The 13,614-nt window shown below is 60.2% G+C and carries 14 protein-coding genes; 6 read left to right on the top strand and 8 right to left on the bottom strand.

What is annotated here, in order from left to right; genetic code table 11:
• Positions 1–5 precede the first annotated feature (5 nt).
• Positions 6–1,190, bottom strand: coding sequence for a benzoate/H(+) symporter BenE family transporter (locus FHX05_RS04815; RefSeq protein ID WP_183870817.1), 1,185 nt, complete (start codon positions 1,188–1,190; stop codon positions 6–8).
• 190 nt (positions 1,191–1,380) lie between these two features.
• On the opposite strand from FHX05_RS04815, the gene FHX05_RS04820 reads away from it, so the two are divergent.
• From FHX05_RS04820 to FHX05_RS04830, 3 genes are read left to right on the top strand one after another with little or no spacing between them, the layout of a single operon-like run.
• Positions 1,381–2,166 carry a DeoR/GlpR family DNA-binding transcription regulator gene (locus tag FHX05_RS04820; RefSeq protein WP_183870818.1) on the top strand — a complete coding sequence of 262 codons (786 nt, stop codon included), beginning with the start codon at positions 1,381–1,383 and terminating at the stop codon, positions 2,164–2,166.
• Between the two features lie 22 nt (positions 2,167–2,188).
• Complete coding sequence (locus tag FHX05_RS04825; RefSeq protein WP_183870819.1) at positions 2,189–3,379, top strand: MFS transporter; 1,191 nt, start codon at positions 2,189–2,191, stop codon at positions 3,377–3,379.
• Positions 3,345–3,728, top strand: a complete 384-nt coding sequence (locus FHX05_RS04830; RefSeq protein WP_183870820.1) for a VOC family protein — start codon at positions 3,345–3,347, stop codon at positions 3,726–3,728. Before FHX05_RS04825 ends, FHX05_RS04830 begins: the two co-directional genes overlap by 35 nt.
• 197 nt (positions 3,729–3,925) lie before the next feature.
• Here the strand turns inward: FHX05_RS04830 and FHX05_RS04835 are convergent, their stop codons facing one another.
• Positions 3,926–4,513, bottom strand: a complete 588-nt coding sequence (locus FHX05_RS04835; RefSeq protein ID WP_112340662.1) for an ATP-dependent Clp protease proteolytic subunit — start codon at positions 4,511–4,513, stop codon at positions 3,926–3,928.
• 231 nt (positions 4,514–4,744) lie between these two features.
• On the opposite strand from FHX05_RS04835, the gene FHX05_RS04840 reads away from it, so the two are divergent.
• Positions 4,745–5,557, top strand: coding sequence for a DUF2076 domain-containing protein (locus tag FHX05_RS04840; protein ID WP_112604843.1), 813 nt, complete (start codon positions 4,745–4,747; stop codon positions 5,555–5,557).
• Positions 5,558–5,616: 59 nt separating this feature from the next.
• On the opposite strand, the gene queF is transcribed toward FHX05_RS04840, so the two are convergent.
• Both queF and emfA read right to left on the bottom strand, forming a co-directional pair.
• Complete coding sequence (gene queF / locus FHX05_RS04845) at positions 5,617–6,081, bottom strand: preQ(1) synthase (RefSeq protein ID WP_015340658.1); 465 nt, start codon at positions 6,079–6,081, stop codon at positions 5,617–5,619.
• A 1-nt stretch (position 6,082) separates the two neighbouring features.
• Positions 6,083–6,997, bottom strand: a complete 915-nt coding sequence (emfA, locus tag FHX05_RS04850) for a CDF family cation efflux transporter EmfA (RefSeq protein WP_112604837.1) — start codon at positions 6,995–6,997, stop codon at positions 6,083–6,085.
• A 405-nt stretch (positions 6,998–7,402) separates the two neighbouring features.
• On the opposite strand from emfA, the gene bluB reads away from it, so the two are divergent.
• Positions 7,403–8,143, top strand: coding sequence for a 5,6-dimethylbenzimidazole synthase (gene bluB / locus FHX05_RS04855; RefSeq protein ID WP_246698840.1), 741 nt, complete (start codon positions 7,403–7,405; stop codon positions 8,141–8,143).
• Positions 8,144–8,177: 34 nt separating this feature from the next.
• Here the strand turns inward: bluB and FHX05_RS04860 are convergent, their stop codons facing one another.
• The 4 genes from FHX05_RS04860 to FHX05_RS04875 all read right to left on the bottom strand — a co-directional run bounded on the left by FHX05_RS04860 (position 8,178) and on the right by FHX05_RS04875 (position 12,591).
• Positions 8,178–8,813: a glyoxalase superfamily protein gene (locus tag FHX05_RS04860; protein WP_183870821.1), complete on the bottom strand. Its 636-nt coding sequence runs from the start codon at positions 8,811–8,813 to the stop codon at positions 8,178–8,180.
• A 118-nt stretch (positions 8,814–8,931) separates the two neighbouring features.
• Positions 8,932–9,717 carry a TIGR02117 family protein gene (locus FHX05_RS04865; protein WP_183870822.1) on the bottom strand — a complete coding sequence of 262 codons (786 nt, stop codon included), beginning with the start codon at positions 9,715–9,717 and terminating at the stop codon, positions 8,932–8,934.
• Between the two features lie 53 nt (positions 9,718–9,770).
• Positions 9,771–11,960, bottom strand: a complete 2,190-nt coding sequence (locus FHX05_RS04870; RefSeq protein WP_183870823.1) for an anthranilate synthase — start codon at positions 11,958–11,960, stop codon at positions 9,771–9,773.
• Between the two features lie 265 nt (positions 11,961–12,225).
• Positions 12,226–12,591, bottom strand: coding sequence for an antibiotic biosynthesis monooxygenase (locus tag FHX05_RS04875; RefSeq protein WP_183870824.1), 366 nt, complete (start codon positions 12,589–12,591; stop codon positions 12,226–12,228).
• Positions 12,592–12,714: 123 nt separating this feature from the next.
• Between FHX05_RS04875 and FHX05_RS04880 the strand changes: the two genes are divergently transcribed.
• On the top strand, positions 12,715–13,614 hold the full coding sequence (locus FHX05_RS04880; protein ID WP_183870825.1) for a LysR family transcriptional regulator: 900 nt from the start codon (positions 12,715–12,717) through the stop codon (positions 13,612–13,614).

The following is a 13,614-nucleotide window of genomic DNA, read 5'->3' on the forward strand; positions in this document are numbered from 1 at the left end:
CTCGCCTACTTCTTCAGCATCTGCACGCCACGCGACAGCGTCAGCATCAATCCGCCCGCGATCAGCCCCCAGAAGGCGCCGGAAATCCCGCCGAACGAAACGCCCGATGCCGTCACCAGAAAAGTGATGGCGGCGGCCTCGCGTGATTCCGGCTGCTGGAAAGCATTCAAGGCGGAGTTGGAGAGCGCACCGACCAGCGCCAGGCCGGCCACCGCCTCGATGAGAACAGGCGGCGCCAGTGCCACGAAAGCCGTCACAGCACTCGCCAGCAATCCGAGGATCACATAGCCGATGCCGGCGACAATCGCCGCCCAATAGCGCCGCGCGGGATCGGCATGCGCATCTTGTCCGGCGCACATGGCGGCGGTGATCGCCGCCAGATTGACGGCATGACCTCCAAAGGGAGCGGCAAGCAGCGAGAACACGCCGGTCACGGCAAACAGCGGACCTGGCTTCGGATCGTAATCATGCACCTTCAACACCGCGATGCCGGGAATGTTCTGCGACGCCATCGTCACGATGAATAGCGGCAGCGCTATGGACACGATGCCGGCAAGCGTGAAGACCGGTTTCACGAATTCGGCCGTCGGCAGCAGCGAATGTTCGAGTGAGGCAAAGGCACCATCCGGTATCTTCACGCCGAAGGCCAGCACCAGCGCGAAAGCGGCAAGTGCCGCTGGCACCGCCCATAGCCGCTTGAAAGACCCAACGACGATCCAGGCAAGGACGATCGGCAGACCGAAGGCGGGATTAAAGGCAATCGCTTTGACGGGCGCAAAGCAGAGGCCGAGCAGAACACCGGCCAGCATGGCATTGGCGAGCGGCGCCGGGATTGATGCGACCGCCCGGCCGAAAGGCCGAAAAAGCCCGGCAATAACGATCAATATGCCGCAAACGAAAAATGCACCGACAGCTGCCGGGAAGCCGCCCTCGATCGCTCCGGCGCTCGCCAGCAGCGCCGCGCCCGGCGTCGACCAGGCAATGCTGATCGGAAGCCTCGTCGCCATGCTGAGCACAATCGCGCAGAGGCCCATCGCAACGGAAAGCGCCGTCAGACCGGAGGCCGCCTGCGCATCCGTGGCGCCCACCACCTGCAGGCCGTGGAAGACCACGGCGAAGGAACTGGCAAAGCCGACGAAAGCCGTAAGGCATCCCATGAAGAGGCTTTGGATGGAAAAATCTTTGAGCATGGCGGCGGAGACTCAGGGGCGATGATCGATTGAAACCGCATGGAGCATCACAAGCATCGGGCGTGCAAGTGCAGTTCTGGACGGACTGACGGCGGGAAGGCCGATCGATCGCCGTCTGTATCAAGCATGATTCAAATCGTGTACAAACATGCAAATTGACTCTCTCGTTTATGCACGTTAATGCATGATTATGAGCAATCCACTCCCCTTGTCCCGCCGGGACGTTATCGAAGCGCGGCTCGCAGAGGGCCGGCAGATCGTTGCTGCATCTCTGGCTGTCGAATTCAACGTGTCCGAAGATGCCGTGCGCCGCGACCTGCGGGCGCTTGCCGCAGAGGGTAAATGCCGCCGCGTCTATGGCGGCGCGCTCCCCCTGCTGACACCATCGCAGCCCATGGCCGCCCGCGTCGAACAGGAATCAGGCCGTAAGAAAGCCTTGGCCAAAGCCGCCGTTGCGATGATCGAGGCAGGCGAATTCCTGTTTTTCGACAGCGGCAGCACCAATCTCGCAATAGTCGATCTTCTACCGAAGGATCTGAAAGCGACCATCGCAACGAATTCCATTGATATCGCCAGCGCCATCATGAAGCGCGGCGATATCCCGCTTGTCCTGATCGGCGGCGCCGTCGATCCCGTCGTCGGCGGCAGCGTCGATGCGTCCGCCGTTGCGGCCATCGAGGCCATGAACATCGACCGTTGTTTTTTGGGCGTCTGCGCCGTTTCGGCAAGAAACGGCATCAGCGTGTACGAACATGCAGATGCGATCTTCAAGCGGACGCTACTGAAGAGAAGCGCTGCCCGCATCGCATTGATTACTTCGGAGAAATTTCACGAACGCGCACCGCACCGCATCGGTGGCGCCGACGATATCGACTGGCTCGTTGTCGAGGATGACTTGCCTGCCGCAGACGAAAAGGCGGCCTCAGACGCCGGCTTCTCGCTCGTCAAAGCAAGCGACGTCACGTCATCCTCCTGATTTCGAAAGACAAGAAATGACCATGCAATCCACGGATCGGCCGGAAACCCGGCTGGCAACACGACTTGCTTTTCTGGTCGGGGGCTTCGCCCTCGCCTGCTGGGCTCCACTCGTCCCCTTCGCCAAGGCTCGTCTCGGCGTCGATGACGGCGTGCTGGGCATGCTGCTGCTTTGCCTCGGCCTGGGCTCGGTGGCGGCGATGCTGGCGACCGGTATGCTGAGCGCCCGATATGGCAGCAAGCCGATCATCATCGCGAGCGGCCTCGGTCTCGCGCTCATTTTGCCGACGCTGGCGGTGGCGAGCACGCCATTCACCCTCGGTATTGCGCTGGCAGCCTTCGGCGCCTGCCTCGGATCGCTCGACGTTGCTATGAACATCCACGCCGTCGAAGTGGAGAAAGGCGCGGGTCGGCCATTGATGTCCGGCTTCCATGCCCTGTTCAGCATTGGCGGCTTTATCGGCTCCCTGCTCGTCACGTTGCTCCTGTCCGTCAAGGCCAGCCCCCTTGCCGCAACGCTTCTAAGCTCGGCCGTGATGGTCGTCGCCATGATCGTCGCATGGCCCCGGCTGCTGCGGACCGTCCCCGCGGAGGACGCGCCGCTTTTCGTCATGCCGCGCGGCTTCGTGCTGCTGCTCGCCGCGCTGGCAGCAGTCACCTTCCTCGTCGAAGGCGCGATCCTAGACTGGAGCGCGCTTCTCCTCACCACGCAAGGCCGGGTTGATGCAAGCCATGGCGGCCTCGGTTATATGCTGTTTGCCATTGCGATGACGATCGGACGGTTGAGCGGCGATGCCGTTACAGCAAGGGTCGGAGATAGGGCGGTCATGCTATGGGGCGGCATCGTCGCGGTGGCAGGCTTTGTCATCCTCCTCCTCTGCCCGATCACAATCCTCGCCATGGGCGGTTTCCTTCTGATCGGCCTTGGCGCCTCCAACATCGTCCCGGTGCTCTTCCGTAAGGGCGGCGCGCAAAAGATCATGCCGCCGGGCCTTGCCGTCGCAGCCATCACCATGACCGGATATGCCGGCGTGCTCGTCGGCCCCGCCGGCGTTGGCTTCGCAGCGGATCATCTTGGCCTGCCCGGCGCCTTCTGGATGCTCGCTCTGTTGCTCTGCATCGCTCCGCTCTGCGCCGGCATCGTCACCCGCAATCACGAACAGGAACCGGGAGAGACAAATGCGGATCGCTCATACCGCTCTATGGACGCATGATCTCGATGCCGCTGCGAATTTCTGGGAGACCTATTTCGGCGCGACCGTCGGTGAACCCTATCGAAGCCAGCGACGGCCTGGCTTCGTCTCCCGCTTCATTTCCCTGCCTGGAAGCAACGCCCAGATCGAACTGATGACCGGCCCCTGGCTTCCCCGCGACTCGCAGAGTGAACGCATCGGCTGGGACCACATTGCCATATCGCTCGGCAGCAAAGCTGCCGTCGATTCGCTGGCTGAACGATGCAAGGCGGATGATTGCCTGAAATCCGCACCACGCACCACCGGCGACGGCTTCTATGAGGCTGTCATCACCATGCCCGAGGGAACACCGGTGGAGATTACCATCTAGGAGGCGCACTCCGCTTGTAACTTAAGCTTTCGAGTTCGCCGCTCCTCGGAAACGTTGCAACTCCCGGGTGGCGAAGGCTGGCGGCGGAGATTTCTGCCGCCAGCTTTGGGCTTTATCAAAACTGATTCATCGCAAAACGCCCCCGCCTGCCATCCGGCAAGAGAGGGCGCTCAATTCAATCGGGAAAACCCGTCAGATCAGATCTCTGCCTGCGAGGTCACGATGCGCGAGACCAGGCCGTAAGCCTTGGCTTCTTCAGCAGAAAGCCAGTAATCGCGATCCGTGTCCTTGGCGATCTTTTCGATCGGCTGGCCGGTGGCTTCCGAGAAAATCTTGTTCAGGCGCTCGTTCATCTTGATGATCTCGCGTGCCTGGATCTCGATATCCGAGGCCATGCCGCGCGTACCACCCGACGGTTGGTGCAGCAGGAAGCGCGTGTTCGGAAGGCAAATGCGCCGCTCCTTGGGAGCGGAGACATAGATCAGCGCTCCGGCGGAGGCGACCCAGCCCGTACCGATCATCCAGACCTTCGGCTTGATGAACTTGATCATGTCATGGATGGAATCGCCTGATTCGACGTGGCCGCCGGGCGAGTTCACATAGATGCGGATGTCATCGTCGCTGGCGGCGGAAAGCGCCACGAGCTGCGAGCAGACCTTCTGCGCCAGTTCCTGCGTGATGCCGCCATAGATGAAGATCGAACGCGACTTGAAAAGATTCGCCTCCGCGTCCTTGCCCAAGGGCTGCTCGGTCTTCTTGTCTTCCTGTTCGTCTTCGTCGTTCATTCAACTCTCCAGCATGATGCGTCGTTCACCGCACATAGTGCGACTCAATGCGTAAAACAATGCCGGAAAAAGACAAGGCGGGAATAGCGACTGACAACATGGTGTTATGGTTGCGGATTACCGAAATGTAACTTGAATGGCTTTGAAAAGCCGAGATTTGATCCTACGTCAGGTGAGCGCGGTCGAGGACTGCGTTACGAATTTGCAGCACGGATAGCCAAGGAGGCCATCATGTCGCCAGAAGAACGTCAATTGCTTGCTTCTCTCTTCGATCGCGTGCGCGGTGCCGCCAGCACGCAGCGCGACGCCGATGCAGAGGCCTTCATCAACCAGTCGGTCCGCGACCAGCCCTATGCGCCCTATTTCCTGGCGCAGGCCGTCATCATGCAGGAACAGGGCATGAAGGCTGCAGCCGATCGCATCCAGCAGCTCGAAGCCCGCGTGCACGAGCTCGAGCAGCAGGGCGCCGACAACCATCCGCAAGGCCAGAGCGGCGGTTTCTTGGGCGGGATCGGCTCGCTCTTCGGCGGCGGCCAGCAGCAGCGCGCCGCCGCACCACAGGGTAGCAACCCGCAGCAGCAAGGTCGCCTCTATGACGATTATGCCCGCAATGCGCCTCAGCCCGGCCCTTGGACTGGCCAGCCGCAACCACAGCCGTCAGGCCCTTGGAGCCAGCAGGCATCAGCGCCTTCGGCCGGCGGCAGTTTTCTGCGCGGCGCGCTTGGCACAGCGGCTGGCGTGGCCGGCGGCGTAATGCTGGCGGAATCACTTTCCAGCCTCTTCAGCCCGCATCTGGGCGGAACTGGCGGCGGCCTCTTCGGCGGCAATGCCGGCAGCGGCCTTTTCGGTGGAACGGCGGCCAATGCAGCCGAACAGCCGGTGCAGGAAACGATCATCAACAACAACTATTTCGGCAATGACGATAATAGCGATCAGAATGATCAGAGCGCGGCCGATTACGCCCAGGATGCTGCCCAAGACGCTCAGGACGACGATTATGATGACTCGTCCTATGACAATGGCGACGACAACTCGTTTGCCTGAGCCGCAACCTCATCGCATCTAGCAGAAAAGCCGCCATCTCCGGATGGCGGCTTTTTCATTCAGCCTCGGCCGCGATAGGGCTGCACGCCCTGATCCGGCAGCCACACACCCTCTGGCGGCTTGCCGGTCTGCCAGAAGACGTCGATCGGAATGCCGCCGCGCGGATACCAGTAGGCACCGATGCGCAGCCACTTCGGCTGCAGCAGATCCACCAGGCGCTTGGCGATATAGATCGAGCAATCCTCGTGGAAAGCACCATGATTGCGGAAGGAATGCAGGAAAAGCTTCAGTGATTTCGATTCCACCAGCCATTCGTTCGGAATGTAGTCGATGACGATATGGGCGAAATCCGGCTGTCCCGTCATCGGGCAGAGCGAGGTGAATTCGGGCGCGGTGAAGCGCACTACATAATCGGTGCCGGCATGGCCGGACGGCACCTTCTCCAGAACGGCCTCTTCCGGATTGCTGGCCGTTTCCGTCTGGTTGCCGAGCATCGACAGGCCGGACACATCGGTCTTTGGCATCTCAGGTCTCCTTGATCACTTTGACGCGGATACCATGGGCTTTTTCGCCCTCCGGCTCCACATGAATGGTTATTTCGGCGCCCGCATGGATCGCCCTTATGGCATCTTCAAGGCGGTCGCAGATTCTATGTGCCTCTCGCACCGGCATGGCGGCGGGCACGACCATGTGAAAATCGACAAAGGTCACAGCCCCCGCCCTGCGCGTCTTGAGATCGTGCACACCGAGCGAGCCCTCGGCATTCCCCGCGATCGCATTCTTGATAGTCTCCTCCTCTTCCGGCAGGACAGCCTTGTCCATAAGCCCATCGATCGAAGTGGAGATGACCTTCCAGCCCTGGTAGAGAATGTTGATGGCAACGAGAATGGCAAGCACGGGGTCGAAGATCGGCTGGCCGGTGCCAAGCGCCAGCAATAGCCCGATGAGCACGCCGATCGAAGTATAGACATCCGACATGATGTGCTGGCCGTCCGCCGTCAAAGCCGGCGAGCGGTGCGTCCTTCCGGCGCGGATCAGCGTCAGGGCCCACACGCCGTTGATGACGCCGGCGACGAAGTTGATGGCGAGCCCCAGCACCGGCGCCTGCATGGGCTGCGGATTGCCGAGATGCCCGACCGCCTCCTGCACGATCATCAGCGCCGCAACGACAATCATCACGCCTTCGGTAACGGCGGAAAGATATTCTGCCTTGTGATGACCGAAAGGATGATCGTGGTCGGCCGGCTTCTGCGCATAACGGATGACGAAAAAGGCGATAAAGGCGGCAACGACATTGACGAGCGATTCAAGTCCATCAGACAGAAGCGCAACAGAGCCCGTCAGCCACCAGGCCAGCATCTTCAGCCCCATGACGCCGAGCGACAGCGGAATGCCCCAAAGGGCGAGCCGCCTGATCGTATCGTTTCCTTGAGCGCTCATGCCTTTCTCCAGTATCCCGCGCCGTGCTTATGCGAATGAATTGCAAAAAAGGCGCCGTTGAAATGCAAAACCGCCCGCGCGGATTTTCGCGCAGGCGGCTTATTGACGGTCCATATGGGCCAGGACTTCGCGTTTGTCAAAGGCAGTCACCTTTTCACACGACAATTCGTTGCCGATGTGCGGATTGAAGGAAGCGTCATCCGGGCAATACATTCGTGGAACATGAGGAAGACGTTTCCCAAACCGCCGTTCCACGACAATTGGAAGCCGATAATGCGCTCGCCTGTGGAAAATCGTCCTGGTAGTTTGGCTTGCCATCCAGCACTAAGCTGTGCTTCAGCCTGGTGTGCAAGGGTCGGCGATACCGGCCGATACGCCGCCGACTAATGAAAATCATGGTTGAACATGCCCGCTCCTGAAAACACCGCCGATGATATCCCGTCCATCGCCGACGCTCCCGCGGGTGTGTCGGACCATCTGGTCACAGCCGGGGCATTTTCGGAGGGGGAACGCAGCGCCGTCTATCGCGCCATCGAGACGCGGCGCGACGTGCGTGACCAGTTCCGGCCCGATCCCCTGCCCGACGATCTTGTCCGGCGCCTGCTCGAGGCTGCCCATTCGGCACCATCCGTGGGCTTCATGCAGCCATGGAACTTCATCCTCATTCGTCAGCCAGAGACGCGCGAACGCGTGTGGCAGGCCTTCCATCAGGCCAATGAGGAGGCCTGCGCGATGTTTGAGGGCGATCGCCGCGCGCAGTATCAGCGGCTGAAGCTCGAAGGCATCCGCAAAGCGCCCCTCAGCATTTGCATCACCTGCGACACCAAGCGCGGCGGTCCCGTCGTGCTCGGCCGCACCCACAATCCGGATACCGATGTCTATTCGACGGTCTGCGCCGTCCAGAACCTCTGGCTTGCGGCAAGGGCCGAAGGCGTCGGCGTCGGTTGGGTCAGCATCTTCCACGAGGATGCCATCAAGGCGATCCTCGGCATACCCGAGCATGTGAAGATCGTTGCATGGCTCTGTGTCGGTTATGTCGACGAACTCTACGACATGCCGGAACTCGCCGTGAAGGGATGGCGTGACCGCCTACCGCTCGACAAACTTGTCTTCGAGGAAGGCTGGCAGGATTGCGAGGATATGTGAGGGTCGCCGATTTCCGGCAGCCTTCGATGAAGTGTTATGACCGAAACGTAACAAACGAGATCACATTTCCATCTGGATCGCGCACGTGAAAATCCGTGCCGCCCCATGCCTGCTTGGTGAGCGGCTGCGCAAACTCCACGTCCTTCGCCTTGAACTCCTCGAACAGTCCGTGGACATTCGAGACCTCGATCGACGCCAGAATCAGCGCACCCTCTTTCGCTGCAGCAGCAGCAAAATAGGGTTCATAAACGAGCCGCAAGTGAATCCAGATGCCGTCACGCGACACGGCACCGTAGAATGGCGGCAACCCATGCAGAAATTCCTCCGCAAAGCCAAGCTTTTCCCTGAAGAAGACTGCGCTGGCCGTCACATCCCGCACGAAAAGGATCGGAACCACACTCTTAAAAATCGGCGGTTCTGCCAATGCGGCCGGCATCTTCGGCGCATCCGCTGCGACGGACTTCAATTCCGCCCAGCTCCTGTGGCCCGCTTCGACCGCAACGATCTCCTGCGCTAGCGTTAGGGGGAACTTCATCGCCAGGATCTCGCGATCCGTCAGCTCCTTGAAACGATCGAGCATTCGGACTCTTCCGCCAATGGAATAGTCGCGCTCACGGTGCCAGCGCATCAAGAGCTTAGCTTGCTTGCGGTAGGTATCGAGGGTTGGCATGGGCAGACTCCTGCTGAATGATATCAGCGGGCAGGCCTAGCCCTTTCGGCCCGATGCCGATGTGCCCCACAGGAACGAGGCAAAGATTAGGATACAACCTGAAGCAAGTCAAACCGCCTCAAGGCAGGGCATGGCGTGCTACAAAGCGTTTATCGTCATTATGCAGCCTCAGGGACATTCGCAGCATCCACGGCAAGGATGTCCAAAGGCCGGAGGTCAATCCCGCCTGCCTCAGTGCGGCAGCCGTCCAAGTATTGCATCCCATCAGCGCGTTGAAATAACCCTGCGCTTCGAAGAACGCATCGTTTGGCCCGTAATTGCTGCCAGGCAGAGGTATCGGGCCACTGTCGGTGCGATCAAAGCTGGCAAGGATGAACTGCTTCAACCGCTCCAGCCCTTCGGCATCGATGTCGATGACCGTCACAGCCGATGCATCCAGCGGGATATCGCCCCCCAGCTCCGCATGAATGACGGAACGGTCTAGCGCGAAACTCTTCAACACGGAACCAGCCTTCAAATCGGCCCATGTCCGCGTCTCCGTATAGAAGCTCCGGCCGCCCCAGCCGAAGATGAGATAGCGCGGGTTGGGATTGTCGAGATCGAGCCCGGTCGTTCGAAGAAAGGCGAAACGAATGAGGAGATCGCTATCGACGGGAATGGCAATATCCGTATGGATGGGGTTGCTGAGCATGAGGATTTGCTGGGAGCGTTCGGTGCGGACAGCCGGCGCATCGTGCCAGAGCGGCCGCGGCACCACGATGCCGAGGCAGACGAGTAGCCCGACGGCAAGACCGACGTAGAGAACGCCCTTGAATATCCTTGAGATCACCGACTGAACGCCCCCGCCATCATTCAATTCTTCCAGCGGTTTGTTGGCTCTTTCAAGGCATAAAAATAGTCCCATGCACTTTTTCCGAGTGCATGGGGCTAGCAAATTCTGCGCTCCAAACGCTGGCCTCAGGCGGCCTTCGTCTTTGCCCGGCGCGCCAGATGCGCCACGACATTCTCGATCATCCGCATGCCGGCATCGCCGCCAAGCGTCATGATCGATTCCGGGTGGAACTGGACGGCTGCGATCGGCTCCTTCACATGCTCGATGCCCATGATCGTGCCGTCTTCGCTCTCGGCCGTGATCATAAAGTCGCGCGGCAGGCTCGACGGATCGGCAAAGATCGAGTGATAACGACCAACGGTCACTTCGCGGCCAAGACCGGAGAAGACCAGACCGGGCTCCAGCACGCGGATGCGCGAGGGCTTCCCATGCATCGGGATCGCCAGATGGCGCAGCTCGCCGCCATAAGCTTCGGCTAGCGCCTGCAAGCCCAAGCAGACGCCGAAGATCGGCAGGTTACGCGCCCTCGCCTTCTTGATCGTCGCCTTGCAATCGAAATCCTTCGGATTGCCGGGACCAGGCGATAGCACGACGAGATCCGGATCGAGCCGGTCGAAAACCTCTTCCGGCACCGGCGTACGCACGGTCGAAACCGTCGCGCCCGTCTGGCGGAAGTAATTGGCAAGCGTGTGGACGAAGCTGTCTTCATGGTCGACGAGGAGGATTTTCACGCCCTTGCCGACGGAAGCAACGTCGCGTTGCTGTTTGCCGGAATTGCCGGCCTTGGCATCACGGATAGCGGAAAGCATAGCGGAGGCCTTCAATTCGGTTTCGGCTTCTTCTTCCTCGGGGATCGAGTCGTTGAGTAGCGTCGCGCCAGCCCGCACCTCGGCAATGCCGTCCTTGATGCGAACGGTGCGCAGCGTCAGGCCGGTGTTCATGTCGCCGTTGAAGCCGACCATGCCGATCGCGCCGCCATACCATGCGCGCGGGCTCTTTTCATGACTCTCGATGAAGCGCATGGCCCAAAGCTTCGGCGCGCCGGTGACGGTGACGGCCCAGGCGTGGCTGAGGAAGCCGTCGAAGGCGTCCATGTCGTCGCGCAGGCGGCCCTCGATATGATCAACCGTGTGGATGAGGCGCGAATACATCTCGATCTGCCGGCGGCCGATGACCTTGACCGAGCCTGGCTCGCAGACACGGCTCTTGTCGTTGCGGTCGACGTCGGAGCACATGGTCAGCTCGGATTCGTCCTTCTTGGAGTTCAAGAGCTTCAGGATCTGCTCGCTGTCGGCAATCGGGTCGTCGCCGCGTTTGATCGTGCCCGAAATCGGGCAGGTCTCGATGCGGCGGCCGGATACGCGCACGAACATCTCAGGCGAAGCGCCGACGAGATATTCCTGATTGCCGAGATTGATGAAGAAGGAATAGGGCGACGGATTGATCGCCTTCAGGCGCTTGGAAATATCCGATGGCTTGCTCTCGCAGCGCTCCATGAACTTCTGGCCGGGCACGACTTCGAAAAGATCGCCCTTGCGGAAGCTCTCCTTCGCCTTGACCACCAGCTCGGCATATTCGCCGGGGCGATGATCGCTCTTCGGCGGAATGGCATCGGTGTGCCGGAACGGCTCGGGCGCGATCTCGCCCGATTTACCCTCCGTCGATACGCCGCCCTTGGCGAAATCGTACCGGTCGATCCAGGCCTTGGCGGAATAGTTGTCGACCACCAGGATTTCGTCCGGCAGGTAAAGCACCATGTCGCGCTGGTCGTCCGGGCGCTTGAGCTTCAGGTTAATGGCATCGAACTGGAAGGCGAGATCATAGCCGAAGGCACCGTAGAAGCCGATGCTGGCATCCGCCTGCGAGTAGAAGAGATCGGTCACGGCGCGCAGCACTGTGAAGACCGTCGGCATTTTCGAGCGCTCTTCCTCGGTAAAGACGCGATCCGGCGTCTTTACGGTCAGATCGAGCCGGCGGGGCGTCGAGGCGCCAAGCACCACTTCGGAAACTGTCTTCAGCTTCTCCGCGATGAAGCCGAGGATGACCTCGCCACGCTCGTTATAAGCTTCGATCCAGACATCGCGCCCGTTGCAGGAAAGACCGAGCGGCGGGTCGACGATGGCGGTGTCCCAGCGTGTATAGCGGCCGGGATATTCGTAGTTCGATGAGAAGACCGCACCACGGCGCTCGTCGAGCTTGTCGATATAGGACGACACGGCATCCGCATAGGGCGTCGGCCGGCGCTGCCGGGTGACGGTAATGCCGCCCTTCGTCTCGTAGATTTCCGCACCGTCATCCCGAAGGATCGTTACCATTGTTCCTCACTCCGTTATCAGGCCCGGATGACAGGCGGCCAATATAACAAAAAAGCCGCCTCGAAATCTCGGGCGGCTCACTCGTCGTCTTTGAACACGATTGGTCGAGGCCGCCTCAGCGAGCCCACCACCAAACTGCGATGTTGTTCAAGGACATGTTCATGGCAGGAATTGTTAGCGTGAGATGCCGCGATGCGCAAGCGGAAGATGGAAGGAAATTTCCGGCATGGGATAGCAGCTTCCGCCCGCGATCGATCAAGGTTCGCTAGACGCGACCACTTTCGAAATGGCGGAGCTTCGGCCAAACCAGATCGCCAACGGTGTAGGTATGGAATTCGCTCGTCGAAACCTCGTCGAGCCTGCGGAATTTCTCGACAAAGACCGGATCGGAAAAGAATTCGTCGACGTTGCCGGCGCCTTTGATGGCTTCGATATTCACAACCGTCAGACCGTCCGTGCTCTTGGCGAGATTACTCCAGAGGAATCCTTCTTTCCGCTCGGCGACATAGTGAACGACATCCTGGATCACCCGGAAGGCTTCTTCCTGCTTGCCGGGATGAACGTGGATGACATTGACGATGAAGGTGGTCGGCTGCGGCTGGGCGATGAAATGTGCGGAATTCGTATCCATTGCGGTTCCTTCTGGAAAAGCGGCGTCATTGCCGCGCCGACACTGGATATCGAGGTTGAGATAGCGGATAAATGATCCGGTATTCTCATAAGATCGGAATTATATTCCGTAATCGGAGTGGCGATGGACAGGCTTGGAACGCTCGGCATCTTTGTGCATACGGCAGAAGGCGGCAGCTTCGTCGCGGGCGCGCGGCGGCTTGGCCTCTCCAGCTCCGCAGTCGGCAAGGCAATCGCCCGCCTGGAGCAAGAGATGGGGGTCCGCCTCTTTCACCGCTCGACCCGCAGCATGACCCTGACCGAAGAAGGCAGCTTCTTTCTCAACACCTGCCGGCGCATTATCTCCGAGCTGGATACGGCTCAGGCAGAGCTTTCGAAATCGCATGCGGCTCCTCGCGGTCATCTTCGCATCAGCCTCCCCCTGGCCGGAATGCTGCTGATGCCGGCGATATCGGCTTTCATGCGCACCTATGCCGATATCACGCTGGATCTGGATTTTACCGACCGGCTGGTCGATGTGATCGAGGAGGGATTCGATGCGGTCATCCGCACCGGCGACGTCAGGGATACGAGGCTGATGAGCCGCAAACTCGGCACGTTCCGCTTTCAAATCGTCGCCGCACCCAACTATCTGAAAGCGGAAGGAACCCCACTTACACCTGAAGACCTGCTTCAGCACAAATGCCTGCATCATCGCTATCCCAGCACGGGCAAGCTGGAGCCATGGCCTCTGGTGCGCAATGGAGAGGAGTTGCGGCTCGCCCTGCCGACGACGACGATCGCCAGCACCATCGAGCCGCTCATCCATCTCGCCGAGAATGGCTTCGGCATAACATCTTTGCCGTCCTTTGCCGTCAGCGCGCAAATCGCCGATGGCCGGCTCGTGCCACTGCTCGAAGACCATATCGCGAAGACAAGCATCTTCCGCATATTGTGGCCCACAAGCCGCTATCTCTCTCCGAAAATACGGGTCTTCGTGGATTTCATGGCGGCCAATCTGTTCTCGGATCAGTTGGCCGCCTGA

The organism is Rhizobium sp. BK491 (assembly GCF_014194925.1).
In the GTDB taxonomy this organism is placed as follows: domain Bacteria; phylum Pseudomonadota; class Alphaproteobacteria; order Rhizobiales; family Rhizobiaceae; genus Rhizobium.

Bases quoted from the DNA above. Each gene is read 5' to 3' on its own strand.
- FHX05_RS04830 (WP_183870820.1), top strand. From the start codon at position 3,345: ATGCGGATCGCTCATACCGCTCTATGGACGCATGATCTCGATGCCGCT.
- FHX05_RS04825 (WP_183870819.1), top strand. From the start codon at position 2,189: ATGCAATCCACGGATCGGCCGGAAACCCGGCTGGCAACACGACTTGCT.
- FHX05_RS04835 (WP_112340662.1), bottom strand. From the start codon at position 4,513: ATGAACGACGAAGACGAACAGGAAGACAAGAAGACCGAGCAGCCCTTG.
- FHX05_RS04865 (WP_183870822.1), bottom strand. From the start codon at position 9,717: ATGGGACTATTTTTATGCCTTGAAAGAGCCAACAAACCGCTGGAAGAA.
- FHX05_RS04880 (WP_183870825.1), top strand. From the start codon at position 12,715: ATGGACAGGCTTGGAACGCTCGGCATCTTTGTGCATACGGCAGAAGGC.
- FHX05_RS04840 (WP_112604843.1), top strand. From the start codon at position 4,745: ATGTCGCCAGAAGAACGTCAATTGCTTGCTTCTCTCTTCGATCGCGTG.
- FHX05_RS04820 (WP_183870818.1), top strand. From the start codon at position 1,381: ATGAGCAATCCACTCCCCTTGTCCCGCCGGGACGTTATCGAAGCGCGG.
- emfA (WP_112604837.1), bottom strand. From the start codon at position 6,997: ATGAGCGCTCAAGGAAACGATACGATCAGGCGGCTCGCCCTTTGGGGC.
- bluB (WP_246698840.1), top strand. From the start codon at position 7,403: ATGCCCGCTCCTGAAAACACCGCCGATGATATCCCGTCCATCGCCGAC.
- queF (WP_015340658.1), bottom strand. From the start codon at position 6,081: ATGCCAAAGACCGATGTGTCCGGCCTGTCGATGCTCGGCAACCAGACG.
- FHX05_RS04815 (WP_183870817.1), bottom strand. From the start codon at position 1,190: ATGCTCAAAGATTTTTCCATCCAAAGCCTCTTCATGGGATGCCTTACG.
- FHX05_RS04870 (WP_183870823.1), bottom strand. From the start codon at position 11,960: ATGGTAACGATCCTTCGGGATGACGGTGCGGAAATCTACGAGACGAAG.
- FHX05_RS04860 (WP_183870821.1), bottom strand. From the start codon at position 8,813: ATGCCAACCCTCGATACCTACCGCAAGCAAGCTAAGCTCTTGATGCGC.
- FHX05_RS04875 (WP_183870824.1), bottom strand. From the start codon at position 12,591: ATGGATACGAATTCCGCACATTTCATCGCCCAGCCGCAGCCGACCACC.